The following is a 19709-nucleotide window of genomic DNA, read 5'->3' on the forward strand; positions in this document are numbered from 1 at the left end:
AACATCGGGGTTTTATGGGGGGCAGTTCATGGGTTCCGGGAAGGCCGTAGGACAAGTCACAAGGATTTGTCGCCACTTGCCCTACCCGATTTTCATTGCAGATACGTCTTACGCGCTTGCGAAATAAATCACGCAGCGCCCGATGAATCCTTGGGCAAACGCTGATCAATCACCTGATACAACGCACTGCTCTCGGGCCAGTTGCGCATGAACCGCGCGCGATCCCGGGCATAGGCCGGAGCAAAGCTGCCCGCCGAGCCGTGCTGACACATCGAATCCAGGTCGATCAACGCCCAGCGATCCTCATGCCAGAACAGGTTGTGCCCCTTGAAGTCGCCATGACTGATGCGCTCGGCAATCAACCGTGCAAACAGCTGATCCAGCGCCTGCAACTCGGCTTCCGGCGCTGCGCCGCTTTCAACATACGGCGCAAAACGCTCGATGATGTCCGGCCCGGCCAGGTACTCGGTGATCAGATACGCCTTGCTGCGCAGCCAGAAAAACCGGGTTTCCAGCACTGCCAACGGTCTGGGTGTGGCGATACCGAGGAACGCCAGGCGATTGCCTTCGCGCCAGGAATGCCAGGCACGACTCGGGCGCCAGAAGCGCTTGAGCCAGTGGGCAAAATTCTTGATGTTGTAACGCTTGATCACCAGAGGACGCCCGGCGACTTCAACCTTGCCGACGCTGGCCGCGCCACCGGTCTTGTATAAATGGCCCTGATCGAGCAAGGCATCGGCCTGCTCCAGCACCGGCAACATCGCGGGTTCTTCTTCGCGACGGATCGAACGCAGGCCAAAGGCCCCGCGCCGCACGCTGAACAGCGTGCATTCACGACCGACCTTGATCAGAAAATCCTTCAGCCGCCAGGCGCGCACCTTGTCGATCTGCTTCTGCAGCGCTTCCAGCGGCAGTGCGTGCTCGCTGTTGCTCAGCAGGTAATACACCAGCAATTCTTCGATGAACGGTTCCAGCGACTTGGGCAACTGGGCGAAAAATACGCCCAGATTTTCCAGCACTTTCTGTCGGGATAATGGCTGACCGGCGTTTTCCGCGCAGATACCGGCGCCATCGATCAGGTACAACTGACCACCGTGGCGCAGCAGGTTGTCCAGGTGCAGGTCTTCCTGCCACAGGCCTTTGCCGTGCAACTGGCCAATGGCACCGAGCGCTTCGGCCAGCACTGCCGATTGTTCGTCCGCCAACACCGGCAAGGATTCGACCTTGCTCCAGGCGTCACCCAGGCTTTCGGCGCCTTCAAGAAACTCGAACAGCAGCCAGCCGCCCTCGCCGTCCTTCAGGCCATCGGCCAGCAGTAACGGCGTGGTCATGCCTTGGGCGGCGAGCAGTTTCACGCCTTCCAGTTCACGCTGAAAATGCCGCGCCGCCTTGCCGCCGACCAACAACTTGGCCAACACCGGGCGACCGCGCCACACGCCGGCACCGACATAACGCTGCCCCGGCAACACCCGCAACAGACTGAGCAATTGCAGATCCGCCGTTCCGGCTGCATCGGCCAGCGAAACGGTCAGCGGCAGACTCGGCGTGCGCCCGGCATTTTTCAGGTCGGACAGCTGCATCAGCGGGTCTCCTTGCGACTGCGCCGCGCGGTCAGCCGCGTGACCCAGCTATCGACCAGCGAACTGTCGACCGACTGATCGAGATAGGCCGCCAGCAACTCGCGCAACTGGGCATCAGTCCACTCCGGCGCCCGGCGCAGCAGCGGCTCCAGGTCCTTGACCCGATCCCGCTGACCGAACAGCAGAGGGCGGGTCTTTTCCAGATCGATCAGTTGCGCCTGATAACCGGCGCCTTCGGCCCGCAGGAAAATATGCTTCGGATAGAAGCAACCGTGGACCTGACGTACACCGTGCAGGAGCCGCGCCAGTTGACCGCAGGCCTTGAGAATCGCCGACTGTTGCGATGCATCAAGGTCCGACCAGCGCTGCAACAGAGAATCCAGATCATCCCAACCGTCGAGGGCGCGGGTCAGCAGGATCGCGCGCACTTCGCCGTTGACCTTGCGCTGACCGAAAAACGCCGCCTGCAGCGCCGGAATGCCGAGCTGGTTATAGCGACTGATGTTGCGAAATTCCCGGGCAAACGTCGGCTCGCCGAACGGCGCGTGCAAGGTGCGGGTCAGGTAGTTGCTCTGACGTTTGAGGTAGTAACCATGACCTTCGAGCTCAAGGCGAAACACACTGCTCCAGCCGCCACCGTCGGTGTTCGGCTCATCCACCGCTTCGAGCTGCTTGGCCCACAGCGCGTCGAACGTGCCGAGACCGTGGCGCTCCAGCAGCGCACGGTCTTCAGCGGCGAGAAAATCAGTCATTCGCGTCCCTCGAAAAATCTCACCACGTGACGAATCCGTTTCTTGTCGGCGGCATTGAGCCGGTCACGCTGGCGGTATTGCAGGTAGAAGCGCAGACGCTGGGTGTTAGACAGGTGATATTTGGCAACCTTGTCGAGACAGGCCAGGTCCTTGGTGATCCGGTATTTGAGCCAGAAACCGCGCCAGAAATCGCCGTTCGGGCAGTCGATGAGAAACAGCTGTGCCTGATCGTCGATCAGCAAGTTGCGCCATTTCAGATCGTTATGGGTAAAGCGATGATCGTGCATCGTCCGGGTATAGACCGCCAGTTGCCGACTGATGCCGTCCACCCAGCTGTGATTGCGCAGCTTGGGATCGTTGCGTTCGGCCAGTGCCGAGAGGTCCTCGGTGCGCGGCAGCTCACGGGTAATCATCGCCCCGCGGTCGTAGGCCATGCCGTTGCGCTCCAGGCCCCAGGCCACCACTTCGGCAGTGGGAATGCCCCACTTGGCGAAACGCTTGAGGTTCTGCCACTCCATCTTCACCCGCGGCTTGCCGAGGTAGCGGCGCAAACCCTTGCCGGCGCCGGAGTAGCGTTTGACGTAATAGTTGACGCCGTTGCGCTGCACACGGATGACTTCGGACAACGGATCGCGGGTCAGGCGCTCGCCTTCCAGCGCGAATACCGCTTCAAGACTGCCAAAATCCGCTGCGAGGTCGCTGTACCCGGGTTCAAGATTCCAACCCGCCATCAGAGCGCATCCCCGTAACGCTGTTTTCGCGCGTAGAGCTTGTTGGCCTTGCCTTCGAGCCAGCTCAGCAACGACGCCTCTTCAGCCAGGATCTGGCGCAGCGGTTGCTGAAAGTAGCCCTTGAGGAAGCGCAACTTGTCACGGCGAGTGAGGCCGATGTCCAGCGCGGAAAAATACAGCGCCGCCAGGTCCTTGTCGCGCCAGCGCCGGGTGATCGCCGGGCGGGTCTGGGCACGGTGCAGGTCGATCACCGAGAGTTTGAAATCTTCCGGGGTCACCGGCTTGTCGGTGTGCAGCAGGAAGTGGCAGATGTAGCAGTCGCGGTGGTTGACCCCGGCGCGGTGCATCATGCCGGTCATGCGTGCGACTTCGGCGATCAGCGCCCGCTTGAGTTTCGGCTGCGGTGGCTGCTTGACCCAGTCGATGCTGAAGTCTTCAAGACTGATGGTCGGCGCCAGCTCTTCAGTGACGATGAACGAATGCTGATCCGCCGGGTTGCTGCCCTTCTCGCCGTACGCGACGGCGGTCATGGTCGGAACGCCGACTTCCTGCAGGCGCTGGATAGCCTTCCACTCCTGGCCTGCGCCGAGCACCGGCAGCTTGGCGGTCAGCAGGTTCTTGAAAATCTCGCCCCAACCGATGCCACGGTGGATCTTGACGAAAAATCCGTTGCCGTCGACTTCCGTGCGCAAAGTCCTGCGGGCTTCCAGCTCGCGGTACACCTCGCCCTGCAAGCCCTCGACTTCCGCGAACGCATCGCGGCCGGCCCAGAGGCTCTTGAACGGTTCAGCCAGCATCAACTTCATTTATGCGTGCTCCGCCAGAATCACATCGGCCGCGTGCTGCGGCATGCTGTAGAGGTCGGCCGTCTCGGCGAAAGCCAGACCGTTGCGGTTCCAGGCCGCCCGTGCAGCGTCGTCGTTCAACATGTCGGTCAGGTATTGCGTCAGTTGCGCCTGATCGAACGGTTCGTCCAGCACACGCCCGGCATCGGCCTCGGCAATGTAATGGGCGTAACCGCAGACCGCGCTGACCAGCACCGGCAACCCGGCGACCAACGCTTCAAGCAGTACCGTACCGGTGTTTTCGTTGTACGCCGGGTGGATCAACAGATCGGCACCGAGCAGGAAGCGCGGAATATCGCTGCGTCCCTTGAGGAACGTCACGTTGTCGCCCAGACCCAAAGTTGCACTCTGCATCTGGAACAATTTGGGGTCATCCTGGCCGATTACAAACAGCCGGGTACGTTTCTTCAGTTCGGCGGGCAATGCGGCCAGCGCTTTCAGGCTGCGATCGACGCCCTTGGTCTTGAACCCGGAGCCGATCTGCACCAGCAGCAGCTCGTCGTCTTTCAGATTGAATTCGGCGCGGAAACCGGCGCGAATCTCATCGGCATCCGCCGGACGCCGACGATCCAGGGCGATGCCCGGCGGCAGCAAGTGGAAGCGTTCCAGCGGCGTGTCGTAATGCTTGATGAACAGTGGCTGCTGCACTTCGGAAATCATCAGCACTTCGGTTTTCGCGTCTTTGGCGAACACCGCGCGCTCGTATTCGGCGAAGTGGCGGTAGCGACCCCAGCGGCGATACAGCGAATGGCGCAGGTTCTGCGCCTTGTCTTCGAAGCAGCCGTCGGCGGCGTAGTAGACGTCCAGTCCCGGCATCTTGTTGAAGCCGATCAGGCGGTCCACCGGGCGCTTGGCCAGGTCAGCCTCCATCCACGCACTGAGCTTTTCGTTGCGACGGTGATTGAAGAACGCCTTGACCGGCGCCACCAACACTTCGAAACCGGGCGGCACGTCGCCTTCCCAGATCAGGGTGTAGACGCGGATCTGGTGGCCACGCTTCTGGCATTCGAGTGCGATGCGCATGAAATCGCGCTGCAAGCCACCAAACGGGAAATATTTGTAAAGGACAAATGCCAATTGCATCAACGCAGCTCCTCAGCCATCAACAACGTGCTCAGTCGGCTGGCGACACGCTCGGGATTCAGACGCGTGAAGCACAAAGGCCACTCGCGTTTCAGGTCAAACTGACGGGCATCCTGCGCGGTCGGTTGATACGTACATTTCTTTTGCAGGCACGGCGCGCACGGGAAATCGCTGCCGAGGTGAATCTGCAGCTTGCCGTAGGCGCCGGTCAGGCCCGGATTGGTCGGGCCGAACAGGGAAATCGTCGGCACATCCAGTGCCGCAGCGAGATGGCCGAGCCCGGTGTCCACCGCAACGCAAGCCTGGGCGCCGGCCAGCACCTTGCCGACCCCGGCCAGGTTCAGTTTCGGCAAGACTTCGGCGTGCTTGAAACCGGCGGCGATGCGCTCGGCCCGGGCCTTCTCCAGCGGGTTACCCCACGGCAGCCTGATCCCGACGCCGAGGTAGCCGACCCGCTCGGTCAGCTCGCGCCAATAGCTTTCCGGCCAGTGCTTGGTGTCCCAGGTGGTGCCATGCAGGAACACCACGTAGGCATTCTTGCGCGGCAATTCGACCAGACGTTCGACGTTGAGGCCGTAATCGCCCAGGCCTTTTGGCAAGTCGTAGCCCAAGGCAATGGCGAACAACTGACGCACACGCTCGACAGCGTGCTGACCACGGGCCACCGCCAGTTTGCGGTCATAAAAACGCGCGGCGATCGGCTCGCGGGCCGAGCCCTTGTCCAAGCCAGCCACCGGCGCTTTGACGTAGCGAGTCAGCCAGGCGCTTTTCAGCAGGCCTTGAGCGTCGATCACCAGGTCATATTTGTTCGCCCGAACGGATTGTTTGAAGCGTTTCCACTCGCCGCTGGTGATGGTTTTCCAGAGGTTCTTGCGCCAGCGGCGGATCGCCACCGGAATCACCTTGCCCACGGCCGGGTGCCAGGTCGGGATTTCGGCAAAGCCTTCTTCCACCACCCAGTCGAACTTGATCCCGGGAATCGCCCGGGCAGCGTCGGTCAACGCCGGAAGCGCATGAATCACGTCGCCCAGCGATGAAGTCTTGATCAGCAATACCCGCAACTTAATGAACCTCGACCACGGAGCCCTGCAAACGCTGCAAGGCATCGTTGACCGCGTCCGGCATCAGCTGGCGCAGGCAGTTGTAATGGCCGAAACGGCAGGTACGGTCGAAGCACGGGCTGCAATCGAGGCCCAGGCGGACGATTTCCACATGTTCGGCCAACGGCGGGGTGAAACCCGGCGAAGTCGAACCGTAGACCGCCACCAACGGACGGTTCAGCGCCGCTGCGACATGCATCAGACCGGAATCGTTGGAGACCACAGAATCTGCGCAGGACATCAGGTCGATGGCCTCGGCCAGCGAAGTGCCGCCGCTGAGGTTCACGGATTCTTCACGCAGGCCCGGAATGAGCCGCGCGCGGATGTCTTCACCGACCGCGTGATCGTTCTTCGAGCCGAACAGCCAGACTTGCCAGCCTTCGCGAATGCGTGCCTCGGCGACCTTGGCGTAATGCTCGGACGGCCAGCGCTTGGCTTCACCGAACTCGGCGCCGGGGCACAGCACCAGCACCGGGCGATCCAGGGTCAAACCGAACTTGGCCAGCGCCGCCTCGCGGGTGACCGGGTCGATCTGCAGGCTCGGGCGCGGATAGGGTTTCGGCAGTTCGGCGTTCGGTTCATAGGCCAGCGCCATGAAACGCTCGATCATCAGCGGATAACGTTCTTTATCCAGCGTGCGCACATCATTGAGCAGGCCGTAGCGGAACTCGCCACGCCAGCCGGTGCGTTTCGGGATGCCGGCGAAGAACGGCACCAGCGCCGACTTCAGCGAATTCGGCAGCAGGATCGCCTGGTCGTACTGGCCGGCCAGGGATTTGCCGATCCGCCGGCGGGTCGCCAGCTCCAGCGCGCCGTGGCCGAGCGGGAAGCTCAAGGCCTTGCGCACTTCGGGCATGCGCTCGAGGATCGGCCGGCTCCACTCGGGGGCCAGCACGTCGATTTCGCACTGCGGGTGGCGTTGCTTGAGACACTGAAACAGTGTCTGCGCCATCACCATGTCACCGACCCAACTGGGCCCAACGATCAGAATATTCATGTGGTTTCCATAAACGAACCGGGGAGGCCTTACGCCTCCCCGTCTCGAGAATCAGCTTAGCCCCAGCTCTCGCCAGATCCGCATCACCTGCCGCCGTTCGTCCGCGAACTGGTCGCCCGGTATCACGCCGGCGTCCTTCTGCAAGGCCTGCCGGTGGGCGGCGGAACGATAGGCCTTGTAGGCCTCGCGCAACAGGCTGGCGTCTTCGACGGGCATCAGCCCTTCGTGTTCCAGCTCTTCCAGAATGCGGATATTGTCCGTCCAGCGCAGCAGCGGCGGGTGGCTTTGCGACCACGCCAGGGCCGCGTATTGCACCATAAATTCAATATCGACGATACCTCCGGCGTCCTGCTTGAGGTCGAACGGCGCCGCGGCGTCGAAGGCATTCGCCCCGGTACCGGCGGCCGTGCTCTTGCTGCCGAGGTTATCGCGCATCTTGGCGCGCATCTCGCTCACTTCCTGTTGCAGCTTCGCCAGATCCCGCGCCTTGCCCAATACCTGGGCCCGTACTTTCTCGAATGCCTGGCCGACATCCTGACTGCCCACCAGCACCCGCGCCCGCACCAGAGCCTGATGCTCCCATGTCCAGGCTTCATTTTCTTGATAGCGGGCAAATGCCCCCAGCGAACTGACCAACAGCCCCGATGCACCGGACGGTCGCAGACGCATGTCCACTTCATACAGCTGGCCGGAGTTGGTCTGCGCCGTCAGCAGGTGAATGATCCGCTGACCGAGCCGGGTAAAGAACTGCGCACCATCAATCGGTTTCGCCCCGTCGGTTTCCGCCTGCGGATCACCGTCGTGGATAAACACCAGGTCCAGGTCCGAACCATGCCCCAACTCGATCCCGCCGACTTTCCCATAACCGACAATGATGAAGCCGGGATCGCACAATGTGCCGTCGGTGCGCAGCGGCGTGCCGTACTTGGCCACGGTCTGGCGCCAGGCCAGGGCCAGCACTTGCTCGAGAATCGCTTCGGCAAGCCAGGTCAGGTAGTCGCTGACTTTCATCAACGGCAGGCTGCCGGCGATTTCCGAGGCGGCGACGCGCAAGCGGTGCGCCAGTTTGAAATGGCGCAGGGCTTCCATCTGTTGTTCGAGGTCGTCCTCCGGGATCCGGGTCAGGCGCTCGCGCAATTCGGCAGCCAGTTCCGGCGCCAAGGGCGGCTTGAACAGGCGACCTTCATTGAGCAACTCATCGAGCAGCAACGGGAAACGGGTGATCTGCTCGGCGATCCACGGGCTGGCGGCGCACAGGGTCAACAAGCGACGCAGCGCGCCGGGGTTTTCCGTCAGCAACACTAAATAAGCCGAGCGCCGGGCCACCGCTTCGACCAGCGGCAGAACTCGTTCCAGCACCAAGTCCGGGTTGTCATGCTCCACCGCCTGAGCGAGCAGGCGTGGAATAAAGGCGTCGAGGCGTTCGCGCCCCAGACGCTGCATCGCCCGCAGTTGCGGACTGCTGCGCAGACCGGCCAGCGCCTTCAAGGCTTTGGTGGCGTCGGCGAAACCGCCCTCTTCCAGTTGGCGGCAGGCGGCTTCTTCGTCCTGCGCCTCTTCCCACAGCGGCAGCCATTCGCCGCCGACTACCACTTCGCAATCGGCACCCTCTTCTTCATCGGGGTCAGCGATCACTTGTGCGAAGTGCCACGCCACACGGCCACGCCAGAACATCAGCTTTTCATGGAAGGCGTCCCAGTCGGCGAAACCGAGCATGAAGGCGATGCGCGCCTGATCCTGCGCAGTGTCCGGGAGCATCTGGGTCTGACGGTCGGCAATCGCCTGGATCGCGTGCTCGGTGTAGCGCAGGAATTCGTAACCTTCACGCAACTCGCTGATCACCGCCGGCGGCAGGTAACCCTGCCCTTCCAGCGTGCCCAGCACCTTTAATAGAGGGCGCTGTTGCAGGCTCAGATCGCGACCACCGTGGATCAACTGAAAGGCCTGGGCGATGAACTCGACTTCACGGATGCCGCCGGAGCCCAGCTTGATGTTATCGGCCATGCCTTTGCGCCGGACTTCCTGCTGGATCAACTGCTTCATGGTGCGCAGTGCTTCGATCGCCGAGAAGTCCAGGTAGCGCCGGTAAACGAACGGTCGCAGCATGTCGAGCAACTGCGCGCCCGCCACCTGATCGCCCGCGACGACTCGCGCCTTGATCATCGCGTAGCGTTCCCAATCGCGGCCCTGATCCTGGTAATACTGCTCCAGCGCATTGAAGCTCAGCACCAGCGCGCCGGACGAGCCGTACGGGCGCAGGCGCATATCGACGCGAAACACAAAGCCGTCGACGGTCATCGGGTCGAGGGCCTTGATCAGGCGTTGGCCGAGACGGATGAAAAATTCCTGGTTATCCAGCGCGCGCTTCACGCCGACGGTTTCGCCGCCCTCGGGATAGGCGAAGATCAGGTCGATGTCCGAAGACAGGTTCAGCTCCACCGCGCCGAGCTTGCCCATACCGAGGATGACCATTTGCTGCGGTTCGCCGCTGCGCCGGCCGGTGGGCGTGCCGAATTGCTGGCAATGGCGGCTGTACAGCCATTGATAGGCCTGGTCGATGCTGGCGTCGGCCATGTCGGACAGGTCGCGGCAGGTCTGCACCAGGTCGGCCTGACGGGTCAGGTCGCGCCATATGATCCGCACCTGATGCCGGGCGCGTTGACGACGCAGGACACGACCCAGCTCGTCTTCTGTTTGTGCAGCGTTCACCGCAGCGGCGATCTGCCCGCACAACTCGCCGGGGGCGAACGGCCGGTCGAGTTCGCCGGACTGCACCAGCGACAGCAACATCAAAGGGTCACGAACACTCTGTTCAATCACGAAATCGCTGGCGCCAGTGACGCGGGCGAACTGCGCCCAGCGCTCCGGAGTCCAGCTGGAGAAGCCGTGATCGCCTTCGGTCAATCCGGCGACGGCCGTACGGAACGACTGCTCCGATCGGCTGACCAACGGCAGGAGAATGGCGGGCAGTTCGGCAAGCGCGGGCAGGGTCATGGTCTATCCTTGATCGGCGTGTAAATGGCCGCTTGTAGTGATGATTGAAAAACCGCTACGCGAAGGACTGTCGAACAAAAGTGAGAAATAGCTGAAATTTCTTTTTCTTTGGCAGCCAACATCAAACTTTCACCTTTTCCGGATGGCTAAAGACCAACCTTAACGATTATTCTCACAACGCAGTCGGAGGCCACAAGCCTTTCATCTGTAGTTTTACTACTCGTCTATACATTCGAAAGGCTGAAATGCCGGATGATTTGTAGTAAAACTACACGCCGCCGGAACAACCTGTCGGCAATCCAAGAATTTTAAATCGTCTGCCCACAAGGCCAGTCGCAAACTCAGGCAACCGATTCTGGAAGCCTTTCCGCCCTGGAGCAAGCCATGCAAGACCTCGATCCCGTCGAAACCCAGGAATGGCTGGACGCCCTGGAATCGGTTCTCGACAAAGAAGGCGAAGACCGTGCTCACTATCTGATGACCCGTATGGGCGAACTCGCGACCCGCAGCGGCTCGCAACTGCCTTACGCCATCACCACGCCTTACCGCAACACCATTCCGGTTACCCACGAAGCACGCATGCCTGGCGACCTGTTCATGGAACGCCGCATTCGCTCGCTGGTACGCTGGAACGCGATGGCCATGGTAATGCGTACGAACCTGAAAGATTCTGACCTGGGCGGTCACATCTCCAGCTTCGCCTCCAGCGCGACCCTGTACGACATCGGTTTCAACTACTTCTTCCAGGCCCCGACCGACGAACACGGCGGCGACCTGATCTACTTCCAGGGTCACACCTCGCCAGGCGTCTACGCCCGTGCGTTCATGGAAGGCCGCATTTCCGAAGACCAGATGAACAACTTCCGCCAGGAAGTCGACGGTCAGGGCCTGTCGTCCTACCCGCACCCTTGGCTGATGCCTGACTTCTGGCAGTTCCCGACCGTATCGATGGGTCTGGGTCCGATCCAGGCGATCTACCAGGCGCGCTTCATGAAGTACCTGGAGCATCGCGGCTTCATCCAGCCGGGCAAACAGAAAGTCTGGTGCTTCCTGGGCGACGGCGAGTGCGACGAGCCGGAATCCCTGGGCGCGATCTCCCTGGCCGGCCGCGAGAAGCTGGACAACCTGATCTTCGTCATCAACTGCAACCTGCAGCGCCTCGACGGCCCGGTTCGCGGCAACGGCAAGATCATCCAGGAACTCGAAGGCGTGTTCCGCGGTGCTCAGTGGAACGTGACCAAAGTCATCTGGGGCCGTTTCTGGGACCCGTTGCTGGCCAAAGACGTCGACGGCATCCTGCAACGTCGCATGGACGAAGTCATCGACGGCGAGTACCAGAACTACAAAGCCAAAGACGGCGCGTTCGTGCGTGAACACTTCTTCAACACGCCTGAACTCAAGGCGATGGTTGCCGACCTGTCCGACGACGAGATCTGGAAGCTCAACCGTGGCGGCCACGACCCTTACAAGGTCTACGCGGCGTACCACGAAGCGGTCAACCACAAAGAACAGCCGACCGTCATCCTGGCCAAGACCATCAAGGGTTACGGTACCGGTGCGGGCGAAGCGAAGAACACCGCGCACAACACCAAGAAAGTCGACGTCGACAGCCTGAAGCTGTTCCGCGACCGCTTCGACATCCCGGTGAAAGACGAAGAGCTGGAAAACCTGCCGTTCTTCAAGCCTGAGCCAAACAGCGCCGAAGCCCGTTACCTGGCCGAGCGCCGCGCCGCACTGGGCGGTTTCGTCCCTCAGCGTCGCGCACAGAGCTTCAGCGTACCGACTCCGGACCTGGACACCCTCAAGGCGATCCTCGACGGTTCCGGCGACCGTGAAATTTCCACCACCATGGCCTTCGTGCGGATCCTCGCGCAACTGGTCAAGGACAAGGAAATCGGCCCGCGCATCGTTCCGATCATCCCGGACGAAGCCCGTACCTTCGGTATGGAAGGCATGTTCCGTCAGCTGGGCATCTACTCGTCCGTCGGCCAGCTCTACGAGCCAGTCGATAAAGACCAGGTGATGTTCTACAAGGAAGACCAGAAAGGTCAGATCCTTGAAGAAGGCATCAACGAAGCGGGCGCCATGAGCTCCTTCATCGCGGCCGGTACTTCGTACTCCAGCCACAACCAGCCAATGCTGCCGTTCTACATCTTCTACTCGATGTTCGGCTTCCAGCGTATCGGCGACCTGGCCTGGGCTGCCGGCGACAGCCGCACCCGTGGCTTCCTGATCGGCGGTACCGCCGGCCGTACCACCCTGAACGGTGAAGGCCTGCAGCACGAAGACGGTCACAGCCACCTGCTGGCTGCCACCATCCCGAACTGCCGCACCTACGATCCGACCTACGGCTACGAGCTGGCGGTGATCATTCAGGACGGCATGAAGAAGATGACCGAAGAGCAACAGGACATCTTCTATTACATCACCGTGATGAACGAGTCGTACCAGCAGCCAGCCATGCCGGCCGGTGCCGAAGAAGGCATCAAGAAAGGCATGTACCTGCTCGAAGAAGACACCCGCGACGCGGCGCACCACGTACAGCTGATGGGCTCCGGCACCATCCTGCGTGAAGTCCGTGAAGCGGCGAAGATCCTGCGTGAAGAGTTCAACATCGGCGCCGATGTGTGGAGCGTCACCAGCTTCAACGAACTGCGTCGCGACGGCCTGGCCGTAGAGCGCAGCAACCGTCTGAAACCAGGCCAGAAGCCTAAGCGCAGCTACGTCGAAGAGTGCCTGAGCGGCCGTAAAGGTCCGGTCATCGCCTCTACCGACTACATGAAACTGTTCGCCGAGCAGATCCGTCAGTGGGTACCGTCCAAGGAATTCAAAGTCCTGGGCACCGACGGTTTCGGCCGCAGCGACAGCCGCAAGAAACTGCGTCATTTCTTCGAAGTCGACCGTCATTTCGTGGTGTTGGCAGCCCTGGAAGCACTGGCTGACCGTGGCGATATCGAACCTAAAGTCGTGGCCGAGGCCATTACCAGGTTCGGCATCGACCCGGAAAAACGCAACCCACTGGACTGCTGAGGAGAAACTCTGTGAGCGAACTCATTCGCGTACCTGACATCGGCAGCGGTGAAGGTGAAGTAATCGAACTGTTTGTGAAGGTCGGCGACCGTATCGAAGCCGACCAGAGCATCCTGACTCTGGAATCGGACAAGGCCAGCATGGAAGTGCCGGCCCCGAAGGCCGGCGTCATCAAGAGCCTGAAAGTGAAGCTGGGCGACCGTCTGAAAGAAGGCGACGAACTGCTGGAACTGGAAGTCGAGGGCGCCGCGCAAGCGGCCCCTGCTCCGGCTGCTGCGCCTGCCGCCAAGGCTGAAGCTGCACCGGCTGCGGCTCCTGCTGCTGCCGCGCCAGCCGCTGCCCCTGCTGCCGCTTCGGTTCAGCAAGTGCACGTGCCGGACATCGGTTCGTCGGGCAAGGCCCAGATCATCGAGATCCAGGTCAAGGTCGGCGACAAGGTCGAGGCTGATCAGTCGCTGATCACCCTGGAATCCGACAAGGCGAGCATGGAAATCCCGTCGCCTGCCGCTGGCGTGGTCAAGGCCATCAGCGTCAAGTTGAACGACGAAGTCGGTACTGGCGACCTGATCCTGGATCTGGAAGTGGCGGGGGCTGCGGCCCCTGCGGCTGCCGCTCCGGCCCAGGCGGCTGCTCCAGCCGCTGCCGCTGCGCCGGCTCCGGTCGCCGCGCCTGCTGCACCGGTTTCCGACAGCGTTCAGGACATCCACGTTCCGGACATCGGTTCGGCCGGCAAGGCCAAGATCATCGAAGTACTGGTCAAGGCTGGCGACAGCGTTGAAGCCGACCAGTCGCTGATCACCCTGGAATCCGACAAGGCGAGCATGGAAATCCCGTCGCCTGCCGCTGGCGTGGTGGAAAGCATTTCCATCAAGCTGGACGACGAAGTCGGCACCGGCGACCTGATCCTCAAGCTGAAAGTCAAAGGCGCCGCTCCGGCTGCTGCCCCGGCTCCAGCTGCCGCTGCGGCTCCGAGCGCTCCGGCGCCAGCCGCTGCTGCTCCGGCTGCCGCTGCACCTGCTGCTGCCGCTCCGGTCGCTGCTCCAGCCAAGCCGGGCGCCAAAGTTCACGCCGGCCCTGCCGTGCGTCAACTGGCTCGCGAGTTCGGCGTCGAGCTGAGCGCTGTCGGCGCCAGCGGTCCGCACGGTCGTATCCTGAAAGAAGACGTGCAGACTTACGTCAAAGCCATGATGCAGAAGGCCAAGGAAGCACCGGCCGCTGCTGCTGGCGCAACCGGTGGCGCGGGCATCCCGCCGATTCCGGTCGTCGACTTCAGCCGCTTCGGCGAAATCGAAGAAGTGCCGATGACCCGCCTGATGCAGGTCGGCGCCGCCAACCTGCACCGCAGCTGGCTGAACGTTCCGCACGTGACGCAATTCGACTCGGCGGATATCACCGAGCTGGAAGCGTTCCGCAACGCACAGAAGGCTGTCGCAGAGAAGGCCGGCGTCAAGCTGACCATTCTGCCGCTGCTGCTCAAGTCCTGCGCACACCTGCTCAAGGAACTGCCGGACTTCAACAGTTCGCTGGCGCCAAGCGGCAAGGCGATCATCCGCAAGAAATACGTGAACATCGGCTTCGCCGTCGACACCCCGGATGGCCTGCTGGTACCGGTCATCAAGAACGTCGACCAGAAGAGCCTGCTGCAACTGGCCGCCGAGGCCGCTTCCCTGGCTGAAAAAGCCCGGACCAAGAAGCTCTCGTCGGACGAGATGCAAGGCGCCTGCTTCACCATTTCCAGCCTCGGCCACATTGGCGGCACCGGCTTCACGCCGATCGTCAACGCGCCGGAAGTGGCGATCCTCGGCGTTTCCAAGGCAACCATCCAGCCAGTCTGGGACGGCAAAGCCTTCCAGCCGAAACTGATGCTGCCACTGTCGCTGTCCTACGATCACCGCGTGATCAACGGCGCCGCTGCTGCACGCTTCACCAAGCGTCTGAGCGATCTGCTGGCGGACATCCGCACCATCCTGCTGTAAAGCGCTCGGCCCTCCGGCAACGGAGGGCCGACCGCGTTCCACGTTTTCGAGCGCCACACGCTCGTACCTCAACCCCGTCAGTTTGGCGGGGCTTTTTTTTGCGTGAAATAACTGTCGCCCGCACTTTTCCCACAACTTGCGCTGACATAAGCCACGAGCCGAGTCCACTTCCTGTCGATATTTTTCAGCAGCAGACAACTAATCTTGGCGCACAAAAGTTAGCCAATAGACCCTGGAAAACTTTACTCATTAACTTTCATTCGAATGGATTCGAACATGCTAAAGCCTGTTGTCGGCCCGATTATTGGCCACACCACAACTCACCAGACAAGAATATTCATTGGCGGCGACTTTCAAAATGGCGCTACTGCATTCGCAGGCATTCGTTACCGAACCACTGATTCAAAACAATGGTCGAAGGGACTGTTTATCAAACTTGATGCCAGCCGTGATCAATCTGGCGTCCTGGTTCTCGACAACTTGAACCCCGACACCGACTACGAATACCAGACCGGCTGGTTCACCCCCATGAGCCCGGCCCACACGGTTGAAAGCGTGGCGGAACTCCCGCTGCAATGGCCACGGGAAACCTGGCGCTTTCGCACTCGCAGCGGGCAGCCGCTGCAACCACGGGCCTACATCCTCGGTTCCTGCCGTTACTTGCGCCTGACCGCCGGCCTGCCTGTGCTCCCGCAGTTGGGCGACCGGATCTTCGCCTCGATCAGCCAATTGATCGAGGGCGCACAACCCCCGGTCAGCGCGATCATGATGAGCGGTGACCAGATCTACGCCGATGATTTGAACCTGATTGCACCGGACCGCGAATATAACGAGATCATTGCCAAATATCGCGCTGCTTTCTCTCAACCAAACATTCAACGATTGATGTCTGGCACTTCCACTTACATGATTCTCGATGACCATGAAATAGAAGATAACTGGCCAGCAAATGCCGACCCATCCGATGAAGCACTGTTTCACAATGCAATGGCGGCTTATGAAATCTATCAGGTCAGTCACAGTCCGGCCTGCTCACTCACAACTAACGGCCAAGTAGAACATTCTTCGTTGAAGCACTATTGGTATCAATTCAGCGATGGCGATATCGAATGGTTTGTGACCGACAGCCGAACCCGTCGCAACTTGTCCAGAGAGAACCGCCGCATCCTGGATGAAGAACAGGAACAGGCCTTGTGCAAGTGGTTGATCGAAAGCCCCGCGCGGGTCAAATTCGTGGTTACCAGCGTCATGTTCTACCCGGATCGCAGAATGAACGGCGAGGATGCCTGGATGGGTTTCCCCGAACAGCGCCTGCGCCTGCTGGAAACCATCCGCCGGCATCGGATAAGAAACGTGGTGTTTATTTCCGGCGATGTTCACGGTTCGCTGACCTCCCGCCTGACCCACAGCGACGATCCTGATTTCGAAGTGCACACCATCGTGTCCTCGCCGTTGAGCAACAGCAAACTGCTGCCCTATGCCACGGCCTCGACGTTCATTCTCGATCAGCCGCTGGCCCGTACCGACGCAGGATTTTACCGGCACACGCTGACCAGCGAAGTCGTCAGTCAGGACAATTTTGCCCACATGGTGGTCGACGCCGGGCACATCCTGGTCAACTACCACGACCGCGATGGCAAGCGCCTGCAAACGATCAACATTCCACTTCGCTAAACCCGGCGGCTTTACCGTTCCGGTTGCCCGATGGCTCTGGAACGGTACTTTCCCGGCGATCGCGCATTACTTTCCGCCACCCGCTGGAGAAATGCCCGCCGCAGCCGACATATTCTTATAGCACTTGGCCTTCATGTCTCTTGTCAGTCGGTGCCGCAATGATGCAACCTTGCCGCAGGCAACAGTAAAGAGGGCGAGAGCCCGGCGCGTTCAGCAAATTTCCAAGCGAGTTCCCTTCATGAAGAGCCAACCCGATGCCGCCAGCCGTATGGCGGCCGAGGTAGTGACGCAGTTGCCTGTGCCCTCGCGGCTCGGCATGCTGCGTTTCGAGCGCCTGAATGAAGCCAGTTGGGCGATGCTGTTTCTCGATCCCAACTGCGAACGTCAGTTCGGTCAACCCGCCGTTGAGCTGTGCGCACTGGTCGGCTCGCCCTACGCCAGCCTGATGGAGCCCGAAGCGCGTTATCAGCTGCACGACGCAATCCAGCAGCAACTCGGCCACAGCCCGCATTATCTGGTGCGCTACACCCTGCACACCGCCGCCGGCGCGCTGAGCATTCTTGAACTCGGTGAAGCCTACAAACAGCACAACCGCCATTTGTTGCGCGGTTATCTGCTGGCCGTCGACGACGTATTTGACGAGGCACCAACGCTGCCGTCCGTCGACCTGGAAACCCAGAACTCGCGCCTGCAGATCGCCCTTGAGCTCAACCAGCGCGCCCAGCAGGAGCAATTGCAGCACCTCGAGCGGGTGCGCGCCCAGCAGGACCTGATCCTGTTGCTGGCCCGCCAGCGCTACAGCAGCCAGAACTCCCTGCAGGAAGCCGCCGAGCTGATCACCCGCTGCGCCTGCGATATCTACGAAATCGACTGCGCCAGCCTGTGGAACCTCGAAGGCCAGAAACTGGTGCCGATCTCGGCCTATCACCGCGCCACCCAGGAATACATCCTGCCGGACGTGATCGACGTCAGCGGCTTCCCCGATTACATGGAAGCGCTGCACGGCAGCCGCGCCATCGACGCGCACAACGCGATGCGCGACCCGCGTACCCGGGAAATGGCCGAAGCGCTGCGCCCCCGTGACGTCAACGCCATGCTCGACGCCAGCATCCGTGTCGATGGCCAGGTGGTCGGCGTGCTGTGCCTGGAGCAGACCGGCGTCACCCGCGCCTGGCAGTCCGACGAAATCGCCTTTGCCGGTGAACTGGCCGACCAGTTCGCCCAGGTCATCAACAATCACAACCGCCGCACCGCCACCAGCGCCCTGCACCTGTTCCAGCGTGCGGTCGAGCAAAGTGCCAACGCCTTTTTGCTGGTCAACTGCGACGGCGTGGTCGAATACGTCAACCCGAGCTTCACCGCGATCACCCAGTACACCACCGAGGAAGTCCACGGCCAGCGCCTGTCGGAACTGCCGGCCCTGGAAAACCTCAGCGAGCTGCTGTTCGACGCCCCCTCGGCGCTGGCCAAGAGCAACAGCTGGCAGGGCGAGTTCAAGAGCCGCCGCAAGAACCTCGAACCCTACTGGGGGCAGTTGTCGATCTCCAAGGTCTATGGCGACAACCGTGAGCTGACGCACTACATCGGCATCTACGAAGACATCACCCAGACCAAACTGGCGCAGCAGCGCATCGAGCGCCTAGCGTACACCGACAACCTGACCAACCTCGGCAACCGGCCTGCATTTATCCGCAATCTGGACGAACGCTTCGCCCGAGACAGCGATACCCCGATCAGCCTGCTGCTGGTGGACATCGACAACTTCAAGCGCATCAACGACAGCCTCGGCCACCAGACCGGCGACAAACTGTTGATCAGCCTGGCCCGTCGCCTGCGCAACAGCCTGAGCCCGAGCGGCAGCCTGGCGCGGTTCGCCAGTAACGAATTCGCCGTGCTGCTCGACAACACCGACCTCGAAGCCGGCCAACAGATCGCCAGCCAGTTGCTGATGACCCTCGACAAACCGATGTTCGTCGACAACCAATTGATCAGCGTCACCGGCTCCGTGGGCCTGGCCTGCGCGCCGCTGCACGGCCGCGACCCGCAGACCCTGATGCGTAACGCCGGCCTCGCCCTGCACAAGGCCAAGGCCAACGGCAAACATCAGGTGCAGGTGTTCACCGAAGCGCTGAACGCCGAGGCCAGCTACAAACTGTTCGTCGAGAACAACCTGCGCCGCGCCCTGACCCAGAACGAGCTGGACGTGTTCTACCAGCCGAAGCTGTGCCTGCGCAGCGGTCGCCTGCTCGGCATGGAAGCGCTGCTGCGCTGGAATCACCCGGAGCGCGGCATGATCCGCCCGGACCAGTTCATCAGCGTCGCCGAAGAAACCGGCCTGATCATTCCGATCGGCAAGTGGATCGCCCGCCAGGCCTGCCGCATGAGCAAAGCGCTGACCGCCGCCGGCATGGGCAACCTGCAAGTGGCGATCAACCTGTCGCCCAAGCAGTTCTCCGACCCGGATCTGGTGGCCTCGATCGCCAACATCCTCAAGGAAGAAGCCCTGCCGGCCAATCTGTTGGAGCTGGAACTGACCGAAGGTCTGCTGCTGGAAGCCACCGAAGACACCCACTTGCAGCTCGACCAGCTCAAGCGCCTGGGCCTGACCCTGGCCATGGACGACTTCGGCACCGGTTACTCGTCGCTCAGTTACCTGAAAAAATTCCCGATCGACATCATCAAGATCGATCGCAGCTTCATCCATGAAATCCCGGACAACCAGGACGACATGGAAATCACCTCCGCCGTGATCGCCATGGCCCACAACCTGAAACTCAAGGTCGTGGCCGAAGGCATCGAGACCGCCGAGCAACTGGCGTTCCTGCGCCGCCACCGCTGCGACGTCGGCCAGGGCTACCTGTTCGACCGGCCGATTCCGGGCGGCGAGCTGATCCAGGCGCTCAAGCGCTACCCGCGCGGCCCGCTCTGCCTGTAACCCACCGAGCAC

12 protein-coding genes are annotated in these 19709 nt (G+C 61.4%); 4 read left to right on the top strand and 8 right to left on the bottom strand.

Annotated features, from left to right (window positions below; translation table 11 throughout):
* Nucleotides 1-128: 128 nt before the first annotated feature.
* The 8 genes from DXT77_RS24280 to glnE are packed head-to-tail and all read right to left on the bottom strand — an operon-like array spanning nucleotide 129 to nucleotide 10082.
* Complete coding sequence (locus DXT77_RS24280) at nucleotides 129-1580, bottom strand: lipopolysaccharide kinase InaA family protein (protein WP_119429488.1); 1452 nt, start codon at nucleotides 1578-1580, stop codon at nucleotides 129-131.
* Nucleotides 1580-2332, bottom strand: a complete 753-nt coding sequence (locus DXT77_RS24285) for a lipopolysaccharide kinase InaA family protein (RefSeq protein WP_114881175.1) — start codon at nucleotides 2330-2332, stop codon at nucleotides 1580-1582. The genes DXT77_RS24280 and DXT77_RS24285 overlap by 1 nt, the downstream gene beginning before the upstream one ends.
* Entirely contained in the window at nucleotides 2329-3063 is a 735-nt protein-coding gene (locus DXT77_RS24290) for a lipopolysaccharide kinase InaA family protein (RefSeq protein ID WP_119429489.1), read from the bottom strand. The genes DXT77_RS24285 and DXT77_RS24290 overlap by 4 nt, the downstream gene beginning before the upstream one ends.
* The gene (gene rfaP, locus DXT77_RS24295; protein ID WP_119429490.1) at nucleotides 3063-3869 is read right to left on the bottom strand and encodes a lipopolysaccharide core heptose(I) kinase RfaP; all 807 of its coding nucleotides are present in this window, start codon (nucleotides 3867-3869) and stop codon (nucleotides 3063-3065) included. Before rfaP ends, DXT77_RS24290 begins: the two co-directional genes overlap by 1 nt.
* Nucleotides 3870-4991 (bottom strand): glycosyltransferase family 4 protein, encoded by a 1122-nt coding sequence (locus tag DXT77_RS24300; protein ID WP_119429491.1) that lies wholly within the window; start codon nucleotides 4989-4991, stop codon nucleotides 3870-3872. It lies immediately after the preceding gene.
* Entirely contained in the window at nucleotides 4991-6052 is a 1062-nt protein-coding gene (gene waaC / locus DXT77_RS24305; RefSeq protein ID WP_085732619.1) for a lipopolysaccharide heptosyltransferase I, read from the bottom strand. Before waaC ends, DXT77_RS24300 begins: the two co-directional genes overlap by 1 nt.
* A 1-nt stretch (nucleotide 6053) precedes the next feature.
* Nucleotides 6054-7088, bottom strand: a complete 1035-nt coding sequence (gene waaF / locus DXT77_RS24310) for a lipopolysaccharide heptosyltransferase II (protein WP_039766536.1) — start codon at nucleotides 7086-7088, stop codon at nucleotides 6054-6056.
* Nucleotides 7089-7139: 51 nt separating this feature from the next.
* The gene (glnE, locus tag DXT77_RS24315) at nucleotides 7140-10082 is read right to left on the bottom strand and encodes a bifunctional [glutamate--ammonia ligase]-adenylyl-L-tyrosine phosphorylase/[glutamate--ammonia-ligase] adenylyltransferase (RefSeq protein WP_119429492.1); all 2943 of its coding nucleotides are present in this window, start codon (nucleotides 10080-10082) and stop codon (nucleotides 7140-7142) included.
* A 384-nt stretch (nucleotides 10083-10466) separates the two neighbouring features.
* On the opposite strand from glnE, the gene aceE reads away from it, so the two are divergent.
* The 4 genes from aceE to DXT77_RS24335 all read left to right on the top strand — a co-directional run bounded on the left by aceE (nucleotide 10467) and on the right by DXT77_RS24335 (nucleotide 19697).
* Nucleotides 10467-13112, top strand: coding sequence for a pyruvate dehydrogenase (acetyl-transferring), homodimeric type (gene aceE / locus DXT77_RS24320; protein WP_119429493.1), 2646 nt, complete (start codon nucleotides 10467-10469; stop codon nucleotides 13110-13112).
* Between the two features lie 11 nt (nucleotides 13113-13123).
* The gene (aceF, locus tag DXT77_RS24325) at nucleotides 13124-15088 is read left to right on the top strand and encodes a dihydrolipoyllysine-residue acetyltransferase (protein ID WP_119429494.1); all 1965 of its coding nucleotides are present in this window, start codon (nucleotides 13124-13126) and stop codon (nucleotides 15086-15088) included.
* A 276-nt stretch (nucleotides 15089-15364) separates the two neighbouring features.
* The gene (locus DXT77_RS24330; RefSeq protein WP_119429562.1) at nucleotides 15365-16762 is read left to right on the top strand and encodes an alkaline phosphatase D family protein; all 1398 of its coding nucleotides are present in this window, start codon (nucleotides 15365-15367) and stop codon (nucleotides 16760-16762) included.
* A 238-nt stretch (nucleotides 16763-17000) separates the two neighbouring features.
* Complete coding sequence (locus DXT77_RS24335; protein ID WP_119429495.1) at nucleotides 17001-19697, top strand: bifunctional diguanylate cyclase/phosphodiesterase; 2697 nt, start codon at nucleotides 17001-17003, stop codon at nucleotides 19695-19697.
* Nucleotides 19698-19709: the final 12 nt, after the last annotated feature.

Source organism: Pseudomonas sp. 91RF, from assembly GCF_003576265.1.
In the GTDB taxonomy this organism is placed as follows: domain Bacteria; phylum Pseudomonadota; class Gammaproteobacteria; order Pseudomonadales; family Pseudomonadaceae; genus Aquipseudomonas; species Aquipseudomonas kribbensis.